Source organism: Streptomyces sp. NPDC027962, assembly GCF_055566095.1.
Genome location: NZ_JBVHTA010000022.1, coordinates 115,939 through 130,798 on the forward strand (window position 1 = coordinate 115,939; position 14,860 = coordinate 130,798).

A 14,860-nucleotide genomic window follows, 5' to 3' on the forward strand; every position below is an offset into this window, starting at 1 on the left:
CGCGTTTGGCCCCCTGGGGGCTTAAAAGAAACCAACTGCCCCTTCTTTCGAACCCCCCCCTGACCCCTGGCCCTGGGCCCCGCTGGTTACCCCCCCGCGCCACGGGGGGGCGGGGGCCGACCCGGTGACGCCCGGGACGACTGGCACGACAGGGCCCGGCACAGCACTGCCCGGCCGGTGCGGAACCAACTCCCCCTGGGGGAGCCGGGACCCGACCGGCCGGGCAGTGGCGGTCGGCTGCCGCGTTGCGGCCGCAGACCGTCGAACGGGGCTACTTCGGCGGGTAGATGTCGCCGCCGCCCATGCTGCTCTCCTGCTCGCTCTGCGACTGCAGCCGCTTGGCCTTCTCCTCCAGGCGCTGACGCTCCTGGGGGTCGGTGGCGCGCTCCGCGGCCTGCTTCAGCTCCTGTGCCTTCTCACGCATCTGGCGGGCACGGCCGCCGGACTCACCTGCAACGCTCATGATCATCGCTCCTTGCGGTAGTTCGGGAGAGCGGGCCCGACCAGCGAACCAGTGTCGGGCCGCAACCGCATCCCGAAGCGTCACTCACCGTGACAGCCGCAGCCGGTCGTGATCCGCGATGTCGCCCGATGTGCTCAGCGGCGGGCGCGGTGAGCCGGATCTTCCCGGCGACTGTGGAAACCTCTGCCTCGACTGCGCTCGCGTCGCGCATCGCCCGTCCCGGGCAGTTCGGTGTCGTGGAAGGAGACCGGGTCATGCAATTGGGCTGGAACGGCCGCAGGTTGTGGCCGTCGCGGGCTTCTCTGGCTCTGGCGGCGGCCATGACGTTGATCGCCGCCGTGGTCGCGGGGGAGTTGATCCTCGGCTCAGCAGGCGACAGGGGTAGTGCGGCCGGTACGGGAGCTGACCGGGGCTCCGACTCCGATGCCGACGTCGGCTCGAGCCCTGCGCACACCGCCACGGCACTGCCGCCGGCCATCGGACGTGCCGCCACCACTCCGCAGGCGCGGATCACCGCCCTGGTGAATGCGGAACGAGTCAAGGCCGGTTGTCCGCGACTGATCCTGGACGAGCAGTTGCAGACTGCGGCGTCGGCCCATGCCGACGACATGGCGGTCCGCCGTTACTACGAACACGTCGGCCCGGACGGTCGCGACGGCGGGGACCGGATGAAGGCGGTCGGCTACGACTGGAACCGATGGGCGGAGAACATCCACCGAGGGCCTGATGACCCATCAGCTGTCGTGGCCGACTGGATGCGCAGCCCCGAGCACCGCGCCAACCTTCTGAACTGCCGTTTCACGGAGATGGGCGTGGGGGTGAACCTCCGGTCCGACGGACCTTGGTGGGTCCAGACTCTCGCGGCCCCGAAGGATGCCCAGTAGGGCTCAGCGGCAGCGCTCGGCGCATGGGGCTCAGTAGTAACCCTTTTCGCCGTCGAGCAGCTCGCGGATCGCATCCATGTGACCGGCGTGCCGGGCGGTCTCCTCGACCATGTGGATCAGCATCCAGCGCAACGACGCGGCGGCGGAACGGAAGTCGGGGTGCCGGCCGGTCTGGTCCAGTGGATGCGCCGTGATGATCTCGTTGGAGATCGCGCACTGCTTCGCGTACTCGTCGAGCAGCTGTGCGAGCGGGACGCCCTCGACTCTCATGTCGGCGTCCTCCGGCTCCTCCACGAACTGCGGTCCGTCGGCCGGGCGGCCCAGGAACAGGACCTCGAACCAGGTGTTCTCCGTCCAGCGGAGATGGGAGACGACACCGGCCATCGTCATCAGAGGCGAGGACGGGAGCAGGGGGCGGTGGGCGTCCTCGTCGGAGAGGCCGTCACACTTGTAGTGGACGATCGCACGCTGCATGTCGAGCCATCCGACAAGCTGCGTCCGCTCATCTGCCGAAAAGGGAGGTCGGGTGCGAGAAGGCGTTGTCATGGGCGCCGACCGTAGCCGAGCGGACAGCCCGCGGGCACTGCATTTTCTCGTGCTGCCGAGACCCGTCGGCGGAGCCTTCCTCACGGCACGACGACGCCCGCCCCACCAGAGCGGGGCGGGCGTCGTCGCCGAGACGGTTCAGGCGGGGGTGATGTTCTCCGCCTGCGGGCCCTTCTGGCCCTGGACGACGTCGAAGTTCACCTTCTGGCCTTCCTGGAGCTCACGGAAGCCAGAGCTTGCGATGTTCGAGTAGTGCGCGAAGACGTCCGGGCCTCCGCCGTCCTGCTCGATGAAGCCGAAGCCCTTTTCCGAGTTGAACCACTTGACGGTTCCGCTGGCCATTTGCCCTCCAAGGGGACTGGAAATCGGTTCCCGCACCGCGCGGAAGCCGGAGGTGATCGCCTTGGTCCTCAGAGGCTTTGAACAGCAAAACGCCCGCGAACTCGCGCTCACGGGCGACCGGTACTTCGGAACCATGACAGCTGCCACTGACGCTACACGGCCCCCTCGCTCTTCACCACTCGGAACACCCCGTTGACGGCGAAGGAGTGAAGCGGTCGGTCGGCAGCTGAACGCAGGAATGGACCTCAGAGCGGACGGGAGTACGCCCTCCGGGTCCTGACGGACCTCATCTGCGCATTCTTCGCCCTGTTTCGCCACGCAGGGCGACATCCCCGCTTCAGCGCCCGCAGCGGCCGCTGCGCTGCGTCGGTAGGCGCCGGGCGGCATGCCGACCAGCTCGGTGAATCGGGTGCTGAAGGTGCCCAGCGACGAGCAACCGACCGTGAAGCAGACCTCGGTGACGCTGAGGCCGCCACGACGCAGCAGCGCCGTCGCGCGCTCGATGCGACGCGTCATCAGGTACGCGTACGGCGACTCGCCGTAGGCCAGCCGGAACTGGCGGCTGAGGTGCCCGGCGGACATGTTCACGCCGCGGGCGAGCGCCTCGACGTTCAGCGGCTGCGCGTGCTCCCGGTCGATCCGGTCGCGGACGCGGCGCAGGCGCGCGAGGTCGCTCAGGCGCTGCGCCGCGGTGCGTGCGCGCCCCCACGAGGGGTGACACATCAGGGAACTCCTTTTCATCGATGTCCGCGACCTGCCGAGGCAGGCGGCGAGGTGCTCGATGGTGATGACCGGCTGGCGGGAGTCGACGAGCCGGTCGAGCACGCCGGGCAACTGCCGACGGCGTCGGGACGGAGGCCGGTTCCCGGTTCGATGAGTGTGCAGGCGTCGGCCTTGTGTGCGGCGGGTGCGTGCCGCCTCGGCCTTGGCAGCCGACATCACGAGCACCACTGCGATGGTTCGGCCGCCGAGGGGCGGTCGAAGCAGACGGCCTTGTAGCCCCGCCCGCCGCATCATCACAGGTGGTCGCTGTGCCGGCCGTCATGGCCGGATCGGTGATCGTACGGCTCAGCGAAGCTCCTGGATGCGGACCAGATTGCCCGCGGGATCGCGGAAGGCGCAGTCGCGGATGCCGTACGGCTGCTCGGTCGGCTCCTGGACCACCTCGGTGTCGCCGGCCTGCACCTTCGCGAAGACGCCGTCGAGGTCACGGGTGGCCAGCAGGATCCAGCCGTAGGTCCCCTTGGCCATCATCTCGGTGATGGTGCGGCGCTCCTCCTCGGTGACCCCCGGGTCGGCGGCCGGCGGCGCCAGGAGGATGGATGTGTCGGGCTGACCGACGGGGCCGACCGTGATCCAGCGCATCTTGCCCTGCCCGACGTCGCTGCGGACCTCGAAGCCCAGGACGTCGCGATAGAAGGCCAGGGAAGCGTCCGGGTCGTCATGCGGGAGGAAGCTGGTGTGAATGGTGATGTCCATGGCCTCAGGCTAGGCGCGGCTCCACGACCCCCGCTTCTCGATTCCTGACCGATGCGGGCTCGCGGCGCACCGACAAACGCGGCGACGACCACTGCGGGGGCCCTCGGATGAGCTCAGGCTGCGCCATCCGGCTGTCGGTCGACTGGGTGCGCGCACCCGAACCAGAACTCTGTCGGCGTGGACGGTCACTCCTCGTGACGGACGCCGATGACCGGCGATACGGCCTCTTGCCCTTCAGTGCCGGGCACCGGGCTGTGCGCGCCGGCGTTCGGGCGGGCGTCGGACGTGCGGCGGGGCGCCCGGGGTGCCGTCGCACCCGGGGCGGCCCGGCCCGGAGGACCGGACGACATGACCTGCCACGTACGGCAGTTGACAGCTACAACGCCGCACGTCAGAGTCCCGGCGTGAGCGCGATCAACGAACTGACACCTGCCGAGGCGCGGATCTGGCGGGCCTTTCCGCGAGGCGAGCCCGTGGACTTCCGCGCCGCCGAGGACGAGGAGCAGGTGCCCGGCACCACCTGGGGCGCCGAGCGGACCGTACGGGCGAGTGTGCTGCGGGCGCTGCTGCTCAAGGCTCAGCAGGAGGAGGGGGAGATCGCCGCGCTCAAGATCACGGGTGCGCGGATCACGGGCGTACTGGACCTGAAGTACGCCACGATCGACGCTGCCATCCGGCTGCGCCGCTGCCAATTCGACGGCGTTCCCAGCCTGTACGGGGCCCAGCTGCGCCAGCTCGATCTGAGCAGGTCCGTGCTGCCGGGCTTGAGCTCGGAAACCATGCAGGTCGAAGGGGCGGTGCGGATGACGGGCTGCTGTATGCGAGGGCCGGTGCGGCTCGGCGGGGCGCAGATCTCCGGCGCGCTGTTCATGGAGCGGGCGGAGTTCACGGCGCTGGACGACTCCGAGCCCGTACTGCACCTCAACCAGGCAGCGATCGGGGGCGATTTGTGGGCCCCCGAGATGCGCGCGCACGGTCAGGTACGACTCACCGGCGCCTCCGTCGCCGGACGGATCAACTTTCAGGACGCCGAGTTCAGCAAGCCCGACGGCACTGCGCTGGACGCGCAGAATCTGCACGTAGGAGGCCACGTACGGGCGCGGTGCCTCCGTGCGCAGGGGCGGGTCGAGCTCCGAGGCTCGCGCATATCGGGCCGTCTCGACCTGCTCCACGCCCGCCTGTCGCATCCGGGCGACACGGCACTGCGGGCGAGCAGTTGTGTCTTCGGCGAACTCTGGTTGCGCGGGGGCGATCGCATCGAGGGCGCCCTGAACCTGCGGCGCTCTCACATCGAGATCCTGACCCTTGAACCGGAGATGCTGCCGGACCAGGTGTATCTCAGCAACCTCACCTACACCGTACTCACCCCGCACGAGCCCGCCGAGCGCCGCCTTCCGATGCTGGAGCGGGACGGCGACCGGTATGAGCCGTACGTCTACGAGCAGTTGACGGCGGCCTACCGCCACGTCGGTGACGACGACGCGGCACGGCTCGTCCAACTCGCCAAGCAGCGCCGCCGACGCGCCACGCTCACCTGGAACGGACGGCTGTGGGGGTACGTCCAGGATGCCATCGTCGGCTACGGCTTCCGCCCCTTGCGCGCGGCCGTCTGGCTGCTGTCCCTCATGACCATCGGATCGATCGCGTACGGCCTGGACCATCCACGCCCCGTCCAGAGCGGGGCTCCTGACTTCAACCCCGTCTTCTACACCCTCGACCTTCTCCTGCCGGTCATCACCTTCGGCCAGGAGTCCGCGTTCGCCCCTGACGGCTGGCACCAGTGGCTGTCGTATGCCCTGATCATCACCTGCTGGATCCTGGCGACGACGGTCGTTGCGGGTGTGACCCGTACGGTCAGCCGCCAATGACTCCTGCAGAAACCGTGAACCAGGCAGAACAGCGGCGGTGGGCCGGGTGCTGCCGATATGCGTCTCGTGCGGGATGGGCGGCGCCCTACGGTGGCGTCGTGACGACCAGATTCTCGCGGCCACCGCCTCTGCCTTGCGTTGGTCGTCCTCCAAGAGGCCCTCGAACCAGGATCAAGGCGGCCACGCTGTGCCCGCGACTGTCCGTGAGCAGCACGGTTTTGCGGAGACGGGACGGGAACACCGCCGATGACGAGGCCATGTGCACGGACGGGATGCGTAGACGCCGAGAGTGCCCGGAGGATTGCTGATCTCCAGGCACTCTCGCCGTCATTGCCGCGGGGCGGCGCCGAGTGGAACCCTCCGCATCCCACAGCCTGGCGCCGATGTGTCGTGCGCTTCGGTCGCACCCGGCACGACTACTGCCATATGGAGTCGACCCATTCGGGGTGGTCTATGAACGGGTTGCGGTTGTTCTGGATCCCGAATATCGCCTCGTTGCGGTTCTGTTCGAACGCGTCGGGCGGGTCCTGCTTGCTCCACTGCTTCAGCACCGACAGGCGGCCGATGTGCGGGGCGGAGCCGTTGTCGACCTGGTCGTTGGGTTCGAGGTCGGCGAAGCCTTCTTCGCCGTCGTATCGGACGGCCATGTAGAGGATCATGCGTGCCACGTCACCCTTGACCGCGTCGCGCGGTTCGAAGGAGTCGGCGTCGGTGAAGTTGCCCGGTGCCTCCCCGACCTCGTCACCGCCGGCGTCGAAGTCCTTGTTGCCGCGGGTGCCGTTCACCGACACGTCAGTGGGGCGCAGGTGGTGGATGTCGGTGCCGGGGCCCGTGGCGGTACCGAAATCGCCGTGGGACTTGGCCCACACGTGCTCACGGTTCCACTGGTCCGGATCGCCGCCGTTGCTGGTCTTGGACTGGGAGCGGCCGGTGTAGAGAAGGATCACGTTCGCCGCATTGTCGGGGTCCTCGTCCGTCGCTTTCAGCGCGTCCCAGACCTGGTCGTAGGAGAGTTTCGTCTGATCGCTGATGATCGAGTGCAGGGCCGACTTCAGCTCCGGGCCGGTCTTGCCCAGGGCGTCCTTGTAGTAGGCGTCGTCCAGCGAACCCGCCGCCGCGGCGGGCCGGCCTGGAGCGGGTGCGGGCTGGGTGGCGACGGAGACTGACGGAACGGCGACGGCCGCGACGGCCGCGGCCACAGCCGCGGCGCGCCAGGGGCGCCGGGCGCGCAGGCGATGAGTGGACATGGTGTGGGGGGTGTCCTCTCCCAGGTCGGGCACCCCAGACCCAATGGCGGCGCCACGGGCCAGGGGTGACTGAGTGTTCGAATCTGGGAGACTGCCACGCGGAGTACATCGCTGAGTGGACGAGCAGCGCCCATCTCGTGCCGACACCGTGAACGCCGCTCAAAACCCCCGATCGAGGGGCCTGTGAGCTGTGGGTGGCGGGGTGTTCGCCCGCGGCCCGTCAGTCCTTCGGTTGCGCCATGCTTTCGCGCAAAGGCACGGACGCGGGAGCAGCAGGTCGGTGCCGGTCATGGCGACGACCAGGCCGCGGCCGTCGTCGCGGACACCTTGCAGCCCGACCGCAGGCTGTCCGCGGACACTCCGCCTCGACGAGCGTCCGCAACAGGTCCGCGCGGTGCAGGACCACCAGGGGATGGCCGAAGCGGCGCTCCATCTCCGCGTTGTCCATAAGGGACAGCCGGCAGCCTCGGCGGTCGCGTACGCCGCCGGCCTCGACTGCCCGCAGGGGCCCGCTCTCTGTCAGTCCGGGGCCAGTGCGGACAGGACGCGTGCACAGCGTGCCGTCATGTCCTCCGGTGACTGCTCGGGGTGGTCGATCCACCAACGCATGACGGCTGTCACGGCGTACTGCCAGATGTGGTTGAGGAAAGCGTGATCGAGCGGGTCGCGGTGTCCCGCGCGGCTGAGGAGCTCTGTGCTGCCCGAGGCACCGATACCGGCGAGCCGGGTCCGGTACTGCATCGCGGCGTCGTGGATTTCGCCGGCGGGCGGCAGTGTCGGGTCGTAGAGCACGGACCAGGCGTAGCGGCACGGGCCGACCGCGTCGAAGATCGCGGATAGGGTGTCCTGGGCGTGATCGGACGAGCCGCTGCGGGCTTGAGCGGCGTCGACAGCTTCGACCAGCAGGACACCGACATGACGCAGGCAGGCCAGATACAGGCCGTCCCTGGAGCCGAAGTAGCTGTAGATCAGTGGCTTGGAAATGCCTGCGCGCCGGGCTATGTCGACGACGGATGCCCGGGCTTGGCCCCGCTTGCCCAACTCCTCGATCGTGATGCCGATGATCTGCTGTTCCCGTTCGGCACGGGCGACGCCCTTGGTTCCGGCCTTGTTCACGGGACCACTCTAGCGCTCGATATGACCTGCGAGTAATTTACCCAACAGTCAATTCCTGGAGGGTCGCGATGACACGGTCATGGTGGGGCTGGGGCAAAGTCGAGGAGGCGGTGGGCGGCGCGGAGTTGGACGCTCTGCTGGCCAGAGTTCGCCTGCTGACGCCCGTCGACCTGACGGGCCACGAACCGCCGGACATCTCCGCGCTCGGGCTGCCCGCTCCCCGGGTGTCCGCGCCCGCCGCGCTCACGGGTCTTTGCTCCGCCGACCCGGCCGACCGGGCCGGGCACGCCCATGGCAAGGCGTTCCGGGACGTGGTGCGCAATCTGCACGGGGACCTGCGCCAGGTGCCCGATCTGGTGGCCCGGCCGCGACGGGAACGTGACCTGGTCGACCTGCTCGACTGGTGTTCCCGCGACGGGATCGCCGCGATTGCCTACGGTGGCGGCAGTTCGGTCGTCGGCGGAATCGAGCCCCGGTTCGACGACGACCGTGCCGCGGTCACCATCGACCTCGGCCGTCTGGACCAGGTGCTGGAGATCGACCCGGTGAGCCGGGCGGCGCGCATCCAGGCGGGCGTGTTCGGCCCGCGTCTGGAGGACCAACTCCGGCCGTCCGGCCTGACGCTGCGGCACTTCCCGCAGTCGTTCGAGTACTCCACCCTGGGCGGCTGGCTGGCCACCCGGGCAGGTGGCCACTACGCGACACTGCGCACACACATCGACGACATGGTCGAGTCGATGCGTGTGGTCACCCCGAGCGGGACCAGCGAATCGCGGCGGCTGCCGGGCTCCGGGGCGGGCCCGTCGCCCGACCGCCTCTTCCTCGGCAGCGAAGGCACGTTGGGCGTCATCACCGAGGCGTGGATGCGCCTGCAGGAACGGCCCCGTTGGCGAGCGAAGGCCTCTGTGCACTTCGCCGACTACGCCGCGGCGGTGGCGGCCACCAGGGCACTCGCGCAGAGCGGGCTGCACCCGGCGAACTGCCGGCTGCTCGATGCCGCAGAGGCGCTGATCAACGCAGGCGTCGCCGTCGGAGGCGGCGTGCTGATCCTGGGATTCGAGTCCGCGGATCATCCGGTGCGCACGTCTCTGGACCGCGCCGGGGAACTGTGCCGGGACCACGGCGGCGAGCTCCTCGCCGGGGGTGCCGAGGGGAGCGCCGGTGACGCATGGCGTGCTTCCTTCCTGCGGATGCCCTATCAACGCGACGCGCTCGCCCGGCACTCGGTGATCGCGGAGACCTTCGAGACGGCGTGCACCTGGGACCGGTACGAAAACCTGTACCACGCCGTCACGCAGGCGGCCCGGGACGCCATCCGTAGGACCACCGGCGTAGACGGTGTGGTGACCTGCAGATTCACCCATGTATACCCGGACGGACCGGCACCGTATTTCGGGGTCTACGCGCCCGGCCGCTGGGGGAGCACCGTTGCCCAGTGGGACGAGATCAAGGCGGCCGTTTCCGAGGCGATCGCCGACAGCGGCGGCACGATCACCCATCACCATGCGGTCGGCCGCGACCACCGCCCCTGGTACGACGCCCAGCGCCCGGACCCGTTCGCCGCCGCGCTGACCGCCGCCAAGGCCGCACTTGACCCCGCCGGAATCCTCAATCCCGGCGTACTCGTGCCCGTGCGGCGGGCTTGACGCTCTGCGCGTCGCGGAAAGACATTCAGGTCGCAAGCCCTAATGTCAGCATTTGCAATCTTGTGTCCCTAAAGTGGGGCAGCGTGAAAGGTCACCAGGGAGTGAGGGACGACGAGCGGAGCGCAGCCCGGCTCCTCGCCCTGTCGGACGGCGTGTTCGCCATCGCGATGACACTGCTGGCGCTGGACATCGCACTGCCCGCCGGTATGGACCCTGCCCGTTTCGAAGAAGCGCTGGCGGACGTGATGCCCAACGTGTGGGCGTACGCCCTCAGCTTTCTGGTCATCGCGGCGTTCTGGGCGGGTCACCACGAGATCTTCCGGGACGTGGAGAAGGTGGATGGAACGGTCATCGGGCTGGGACTGCTGAGCCTGGGGCTGATTGCCCTGATGCCCTTCCCGACTACCCTGCTGGCCGAGTACGGGGACATGGCCCAGTCGGTGGCCGTCTACTCCGGTGCCGTCGCGATCATGGGAGTCACCCAACTCGCGCTGTCGATCGCAGTGTGGCGGCGCCCATGGCTGGCCGCCGCGGCGCTGCCCGATCGCGTCGCCCGCAACGACGCGGCCAGTCTTGCAGCGACAGCACTGGTCTTCGCCATCGCCGTGCCGCTCGCCTTCGTGTCGCCGACGGGCGCGAAGCTGTGGTGGGCAGTGCTGATCCCGATCAAGTGGACGCTCGGCGAGCGGAGCAAGCGCCTGCGCGCCGCCGCCGGCGATTCGGCTCCTGGGGGTCCGTAACACGATCACGGCCATGAGCCTCGCCGGTCACCGATGCCGGAATGCCGCGTGTAGGTCCGCCCTGTCGGCAAAGCCCCTGCTCGCGGACCGGGGCGAGGTTGATGCGAATACGCTTTGTCGCCCAGCACCCGCGCCGGTGTCGTGCGAGGTCGGCCCGTAACGGAGCGCGGGATGCGGATGCTGTCGAGGACCTGGCCGAAGGCGGTGGCGTCGTTGACGTTGCCGGGCGTGAGCACGATGGACAGCTGGAGGCCCCGGCCGTCGACGGCGAGGTGCACCTTGGTGGTCAGCCCGCCCCGGGACCGGCCGAGGGCCTGACGCGCCGGCGAGCGGCCCGGATCTTCCAGTTCGTCCCTGTATACGGAGCCCTTTTGCGGGCGCCGGCCGCGTGCTGGTGGGCCCGGTTGATCGTGGAGTCGACGGAGACGGTCCACTCCGCCCGGCCCACCGCGTCGTCGCGGACCTGGACGTGTTCCAGCAGCTTCGCCCAGGTCCCGTCCGCTTCCCAGCGGGCGAACCGCTCGTGGACGGTCTGCCAGGGTCCGTACCGCTCGGGCAGATCACGCCACGGAGCCCCGGTCCGAAGCCGCCACAGAACCCCGTTGACCACCTGCCGGTGATCACGCCACGGACGACCACGCCCATCCACCCGCGGCAGCAGGGGCTCTATTCGCTCCCACGCCGCATCCGTCAACTCACCTCGACCCGCCACAAAATCAATGATCAGAGTGCTCGTGCTCGGACTCCCGCGCGGGGTCCGTCACGAAACGGCTCAGCCGGTAGGTTGTCGGCAGCGCCAGGCGCCCGCACAGCGTGTCGATCCGGATCATCGACCCGTCGACTCCTGCCTCCCGAAGACGGCGCAACCGCGTATGCATCTCCGCCTGGTCCCGAGTCTCAACGACCACTTCCCACTGTCCCGCCTCCGGCGCGGTGCGAGCAGCAAGCCGCTGTCGCGCGTCCTCTTGCCGCCGCCTTCTTTTCCCCTGTCCTGGCACCTGCCCAGAATCACTGGCCGGCGTCAGGACGGCAAGGCAATTGGACCGAGCACGCACATCCTCGCTCGGTGATCATTTGTCAGACAGTGTCTAGTGGGTGGGGGGTGGGGTGGGGGTGTGTTGGTGGGGGTGGTTGAGGGCGTGGGTGAGGGTGGTGAGGTGGGGTTGGAGGGTGGTGTGGAGGTGGTTGGTGGTGGTGGGTATTTGGTTGTGGTGGTGGGGGGTGAGGTGGTGGTGGGTGAGGAGGTCGGCGGTGTGGGGGGTGAGTTGGTTGAGGAGGTAGAGGTTGGTGAGGTTTTTGAGGTGGGTGTGGGTGGTGGGGTGGGTGGTGTGGTTGAGGGTGGTGAGGAGGGCGTTGGTGGTGTGGATGAGGGTGGTGATGTGGGTCATGGTGAGGGCGGGGTTGGTGGCGTTGTTGAAGCGGGTGTGGGGGTTGGTGGTGTGGGGGGTGGTGCGGAGGGCGTGTTTGGCGCGGGTGTGCCAGATGTGTTGGAGGTGGTGGAGGAGGTTTTTGAGGTGGTTGAGGTTGGTGAGGGGGTTGGGGGGTGTGGGGGTGGTGGGGGGTGGGGGTGGGGGGGTGAGGAGGAGTTCGGCGGCGGTTTTGAGGGTGATGAGGAGGTTGTCGCCTTCGGCGGTGATGGTGCCTTCGAGGTTTTGGGTGTAGTGGGCGAGGGGGTTGTGGGGGTGGAGGGCCCAGGCGCCGCAGCGTTCGCGGCTGGTGGTGGTGATGGTGCGGGCGTGGTGGGTGGTGAAGGCTTTGGTGAGGGCGGTGAGTTGGTGGGTTTGGTGTTTGGTGGGGGGTGGGTCGGTGGGGTAGGGGGGGTTGGGGGGTGTGGGGGGTGGGGTGGGGCCGTTGTGGTGGTGGTGGGTGTGGTGGGTGAGGGTGTGGCGGTGGAGGAGGGTGAGGGCGTAGGTGGTGGCGAGGTTGTCGAGGAGGGGGGCGTGGTGGGCGCGGTGGGTGGTGAGGGGGGTGGGGGTGTGGTGGTGGGTGGTGTGGCGGTGGGTGGCGTAGTGGACGGCGATGGTGATGGCGGCGCGGGCGGTGCCGGTGGCGGCGGCGCTCATGCAGAGTTTGCCGAGGGTGACGCGGTCGATGGTGGTGAGGAAGCGTTTTCTGGGGTTGCCGTGGGTGGTGGTGTGGGTGCCGTTGGGGTGGAGGCGGTTGTGGGGGGCTTGGAGGAGGGCGGTGGGGGGGAGGCGGACGTGGGTGAAGGTGGTGGTGGCGTGGTCGACGGGGTGGGGGAGGTGGCGGGGTGGGAGGGGGGTGATGTGGATGCCGGGGTGGGTGCCGTTTTCGTCGTGGAGGGGGGTGAGGAAGAGGTGGATGCCGTGGTCGTGGCCGTCGTGGGTGATGAGGCGGGCGGCGACGAGGGCGGTTTTGGGGCCGCCGGTGGTGGTGGTGTTGGGCATGAATTTGGCGGCGCCGGGGGTGGGGGTGTGGAGGGTGAATTCGCCGGTGTCGGGGTGGTGGTGGGCGGTGGTTTTGAGGTTGGCGGCGTCGTTGCCGTGGGCGAGTTCGGTGACGAGGAAGGTGCCGGTGTGTTGGAGGGTGGTGTAGGGGGTGAGGTCGCGTTGTTCGGGGTGGTCGTGGTCGAGGATGGTGCCGAGGAAGAGGTTGTAGTGGATGCCGGCGAGGGTGCCGAGTGCGCTGTCGGCGATGCCGGTCCATTCGTGGAGGGCGGCGAGGCGGCGGGGGTCGCGTGCGAGGGCGAGGGGGTCGCCGGCGGTGGTGGCGTTGAGGCGGCGCAGGCGCTGGTAGGAGCGGGCGGTGCGCTGGGTGGGGGTGAGGTCGTCGTCGTGGGTGAGGAAGTCGTCGTGGGTGATGAGGGTGCGCCAGGGGGTGTGGAGGGTGTCTTCTTCGTCGCCGTCGAAGAGCAGGTGGCGCAGTTCGCGGGTGACGGTGGCGGCGGTGGCGGCGTCGTCGGGTGCGGGTGAGGGGTCGGGTCCGGCGGGGTGGGTGGTGGGGGTGGGTGGGGCGGGGAAGGCGGTGGTGGGGGCGGGGGCGGTGACGGGGGCGGCGGGCAGGTGGCCGGTGCGGGCCCCGGCCCCGCCGGCCGCAGCGGGGGCGGGTGTTGCGGTGCCCGGCGCACCGGCCGTGCTGCCGGCGGCCGGGGTGGTGCCGGCGGGGTTGGCGGGGGTGGTGCCGCCGGCGGGGTGCTTGGTGAACGTCAGCAGGGTCATGGCCTCTCCGCGGAATGGTCGGTCCGAGTGGATCTGGGAAGCGCAGGGCCCCAAAGATACGTACCCACCGGTTTTGTTTTCAAGGCGTACGGCGGGATACTCCGTGACGTGCGTCACACTCACGGGCGGCCGGGGCTGCTTCCGGGGGAGGGAGCCCCTGGTCGGTAGCGATCATTCCGCTTGAAAGGGACCATTGGGTACCGGTTGTGAAACCGGCAGGGCGGTTTGGTTGACGGGGGGTTGCGGGCCGGGGTGCGGTGACCTGGGTCCCGTGCGGCCGCGGGGCTGGCCGCAGCCCTGTGGGCTGCTAAGATACGAACCCGCCGGTTTCTTTTGTTGGGTGTGGTCGTGGCCCGGAGCTGCGGCCGGCGCGGCACGTGTGGCAGGTGCGGTCGGCATGTGCGGCCGGGTGTGGCGGTGTGTGGACGGATGTCGGAGGTGGTGGGTGATGGCGCGGCAGGAGCGGGCCGTGAGGACGCGGCGGGCGATTTTGGTGGCGGCGGCCGAGGTGTTCGACGAGGTCGGCTACGAGGCGGCGACCATTTCCGAGATCCTCAAGCGGTCGGGGCTGACGAAGGGCGCGTTGTATTTTCATTTCGCGTCGAAGGAGGAGTTGGCGCAGGGGGTGCTGGCGGAGCAGGTGCATGCGCTGCCGGAGCTGGTGGAGGGGGAGGTGCGGCTGCAGACGGCGGTGGACCGGGCGTTGATGCTGGCGTATCTGCTGCGCCGGGACACCGGGGATCCGATCGTGCGGGGCAGTGTGCGGTTGACGGTGGAGCAGGGGGCGCTGCGGGACGGGCTGGACCGGCGGGTGCCGATGCAGGCGTGGATGCAGCAGACGCTGGAGCTGTTCGAGCAGGCGCGGGCGGGCGGGGAGATCGGTCCGCATGTGGATCTGGAGGGGGCGGCGAAGACGTTCGTGGGCGCGTTCACCGGGGTGCAGGTGCTGTCGAACATCATGACCGGGCGTGCGGACATGACCGAGCGGGTCGCGGACCTGTACCGGTTCTTGATGAGCGCGATCGCGGTGCCCGCGGTGCTGGTGCGCCTGGACTTCTCCGCCGACCGCGGGGCCCGCGCCTATGAGCAGGCGATGCGCCGCCGCGAGGACGCCGCGCAGCCGGCCACCCGCTGACCCGCGTCCGCGTCCGTGTGCGGTGGCGGGTGTGGGCCCGTGTCGTCTCCCGTGCCGCCCGCCGTGCCGTGTACGGGTCGTGCGGGCCGTGCTCGCCGTGCAGCCGGCCACCTGCTGACCCGCGTCCGTGTGCGGTGGCGGGTGTGGGCCCGTGTCGTCTCCCGTGCCGCCCGCCGTGCCGTGTACGGGTCGTGCGGGCCGTGCTCGCCGTGCAG

At 69.5% G+C, this 14,860-nt stretch carries 12 protein-coding genes and 2 pseudogenes; 5 read left to right on the forward strand and 9 right to left on the reverse strand.

The features are described from left to right. Positions 1-271: 271 nt before the first annotated feature. Positions 272-463, reverse strand: a complete 192-nt coding sequence (locus ACZ4SA_RS21505) for a DUF6381 family protein (protein WP_366702130.1) — start codon at positions 461-463, stop codon at positions 272-274. A gap of 254 nt (positions 464-717) precedes the next feature. Here ACZ4SA_RS21505 and ACZ4SA_RS21510 point away from each other — a divergent pair, with 254 nt between their 5' ends. Beyond that, entirely contained in the window at positions 718-1,347 is a 630-nt protein-coding gene (locus tag ACZ4SA_RS21510) for a CAP domain-containing protein (RefSeq protein ID WP_468276840.1), read from the forward strand. A 30-nt stretch (positions 1,348-1,377) separates the two neighbouring features. Here ACZ4SA_RS21510 and ACZ4SA_RS21515 read toward each other — a convergent pair whose 3' ends face one another. The 4 genes and pseudogenes from ACZ4SA_RS21515 to ACZ4SA_RS21530 all read right to left on the reverse strand — a co-directional run bounded on the left by ACZ4SA_RS21515 (position 1,378) and on the right by ACZ4SA_RS21530 (position 3,714). Continuing rightward, the gene (locus ACZ4SA_RS21515) at positions 1,378-1,893 is read right to left on the reverse strand and encodes a DinB family protein (RefSeq protein ID WP_468276842.1); all 516 of its coding nucleotides are present in this window, start codon (positions 1,891-1,893) and stop codon (positions 1,378-1,380) included. 138 nt (positions 1,894-2,031) lie between these two features. Further along, a complete protein-coding gene (locus ACZ4SA_RS21520) occupies positions 2,032-2,235 on the reverse strand; it encodes a cold-shock protein (protein WP_100105551.1) in 204 nt (67 codons plus the stop codon). A 306-nt stretch (positions 2,236-2,541) separates the two neighbouring features. Then, positions 2,542-2,958: pseudogene (locus tag ACZ4SA_RS21525) on the reverse strand (helix-turn-helix transcriptional regulator); the annotation flags it as partial. A gap of 345 nt (positions 2,959-3,303) precedes the next feature. Further along, on the reverse strand, positions 3,304-3,714 hold the full coding sequence (locus ACZ4SA_RS21530) for a VOC family protein (protein ID WP_468276844.1): 411 nt from the start codon (positions 3,712-3,714) through the stop codon (positions 3,304-3,306). Between the two features lie 404 nt (positions 3,715-4,118). On the opposite strand from ACZ4SA_RS21530, the gene ACZ4SA_RS21535 reads away from it, so the two are divergent. Beyond that, the gene (locus ACZ4SA_RS21535; RefSeq protein WP_468276846.1) at positions 4,119-5,582 is read left to right on the forward strand and encodes a membrane-associated oxidoreductase; all 1,464 of its coding nucleotides are present in this window, start codon (positions 4,119-4,121) and stop codon (positions 5,580-5,582) included. A gap of 416 nt (positions 5,583-5,998) precedes the next feature. On the opposite strand, the gene ACZ4SA_RS21540 is transcribed toward ACZ4SA_RS21535, so the two are convergent. Together ACZ4SA_RS21540 and ACZ4SA_RS21545 are read right to left on the reverse strand one after the other, a co-directional pair. Next, positions 5,999-6,829: an endonuclease I family protein gene (locus ACZ4SA_RS21540; RefSeq protein WP_468276848.1), complete on the reverse strand. Its 831-nt coding sequence runs from the start codon at positions 6,827-6,829 to the stop codon at positions 5,999-6,001. 519 nt (positions 6,830-7,348) lie between these two features. Then, the gene (locus ACZ4SA_RS21545; RefSeq protein WP_468276851.1) at positions 7,349-7,945 is read right to left on the reverse strand and encodes a TetR family transcriptional regulator; all 597 of its coding nucleotides are present in this window, start codon (positions 7,943-7,945) and stop codon (positions 7,349-7,351) included. 68 nt (positions 7,946-8,013) lie between these two features. On the opposite strand from ACZ4SA_RS21545, the gene ACZ4SA_RS21550 reads away from it, so the two are divergent. Continuing rightward, positions 8,014-9,591: an FAD-binding oxidoreductase gene (locus ACZ4SA_RS21550; protein ID WP_468276853.1), complete on the forward strand. Its 1,578-nt coding sequence runs from the start codon at positions 8,014-8,016 to the stop codon at positions 9,589-9,591. 83 nt (positions 9,592-9,674) lie between these two features. Beyond that, the gene (locus ACZ4SA_RS21555) at positions 9,675-10,331 is read left to right on the forward strand and encodes a TMEM175 family protein (protein ID WP_468276855.1); all 657 of its coding nucleotides are present in this window, start codon (positions 9,675-9,677) and stop codon (positions 10,329-10,331) included. Positions 10,332-10,435: 104 nt separating this feature from the next. Here the strand turns inward: ACZ4SA_RS21555 and ACZ4SA_RS21560 are convergent. Both ACZ4SA_RS21560 and ACZ4SA_RS21565 read right to left on the reverse strand, forming a co-directional pair. Beyond that, a pseudogene (locus ACZ4SA_RS21560) lies at positions 10,436-11,043 on the reverse strand (IS5 family transposase); the annotation flags it as partial. A 376-nt stretch (positions 11,044-11,419) separates the two neighbouring features. Next, positions 11,420-13,510, reverse strand: coding sequence for an acyl-CoA dehydrogenase family protein (locus tag ACZ4SA_RS21565; protein ID WP_468276857.1), 2,091 nt, complete (start codon positions 13,508-13,510; stop codon positions 11,420-11,422). Positions 13,511-13,958: 448 nt separating this feature from the next. Between ACZ4SA_RS21565 and ACZ4SA_RS21570 the strand changes: the two genes are divergently transcribed. Further along, on the forward strand, positions 13,959-14,645 hold the full coding sequence (locus ACZ4SA_RS21570; protein WP_468276859.1) for a ScbR family autoregulator-binding transcription factor: 687 nt from the start codon (positions 13,959-13,961) through the stop codon (positions 14,643-14,645). Positions 14,646-14,860: the final 215 nt, after the last annotated feature.

Coding starts and splice junctions, on each gene's coding strand:
- ACZ4SA_RS21505 (WP_366702130.1), bottom strand. CDS start 463: ATGAGCGTTGCAGGTGAGTCCGGCGGCCGTGCCCGCCAGATGCGTGAG.
- ACZ4SA_RS21510 (WP_468276840.1), top strand. CDS start 718: ATGCAATTGGGCTGGAACGGCCGCAGGTTGTGGCCGTCGCGGGCTTCT.
- ACZ4SA_RS21515 (WP_468276842.1), bottom strand. CDS start 1,893: ATGACAACGCCTTCTCGCACCCGACCTCCCTTTTCGGCAGATGAGCGG.
- ACZ4SA_RS21520 (WP_100105551.1), bottom strand. CDS start 2,235: ATGGCCAGCGGAACCGTCAAGTGGTTCAACTCGGAAAAGGGCTTCGGC.
- ACZ4SA_RS21530 (WP_468276844.1), bottom strand. CDS start 3,714: ATGGACATCACCATTCACACCAGCTTCCTCCCGCATGACGACCCGGAC.
- ACZ4SA_RS21540 (WP_468276848.1), bottom strand. CDS start 6,829: ATGTCCACTCATCGCCTGCGCGCCCGGCGCCCCTGGCGCGCCGCGGCT.
- ACZ4SA_RS21550 (WP_468276853.1), top strand. CDS start 8,014: ATGACACGGTCATGGTGGGGCTGGGGCAAAGTCGAGGAGGCGGTGGGC.
- ACZ4SA_RS21565 (WP_468276857.1), bottom strand. CDS start 13,510: ATGACCCTGCTGACGTTCACCAAGCACCCCGCCGGCGGCACCACCCCC.
- ACZ4SA_RS21570 (WP_468276859.1), top strand. CDS start 13,959: ATGGCGCGGCAGGAGCGGGCCGTGAGGACGCGGCGGGCGATTTTGGTG.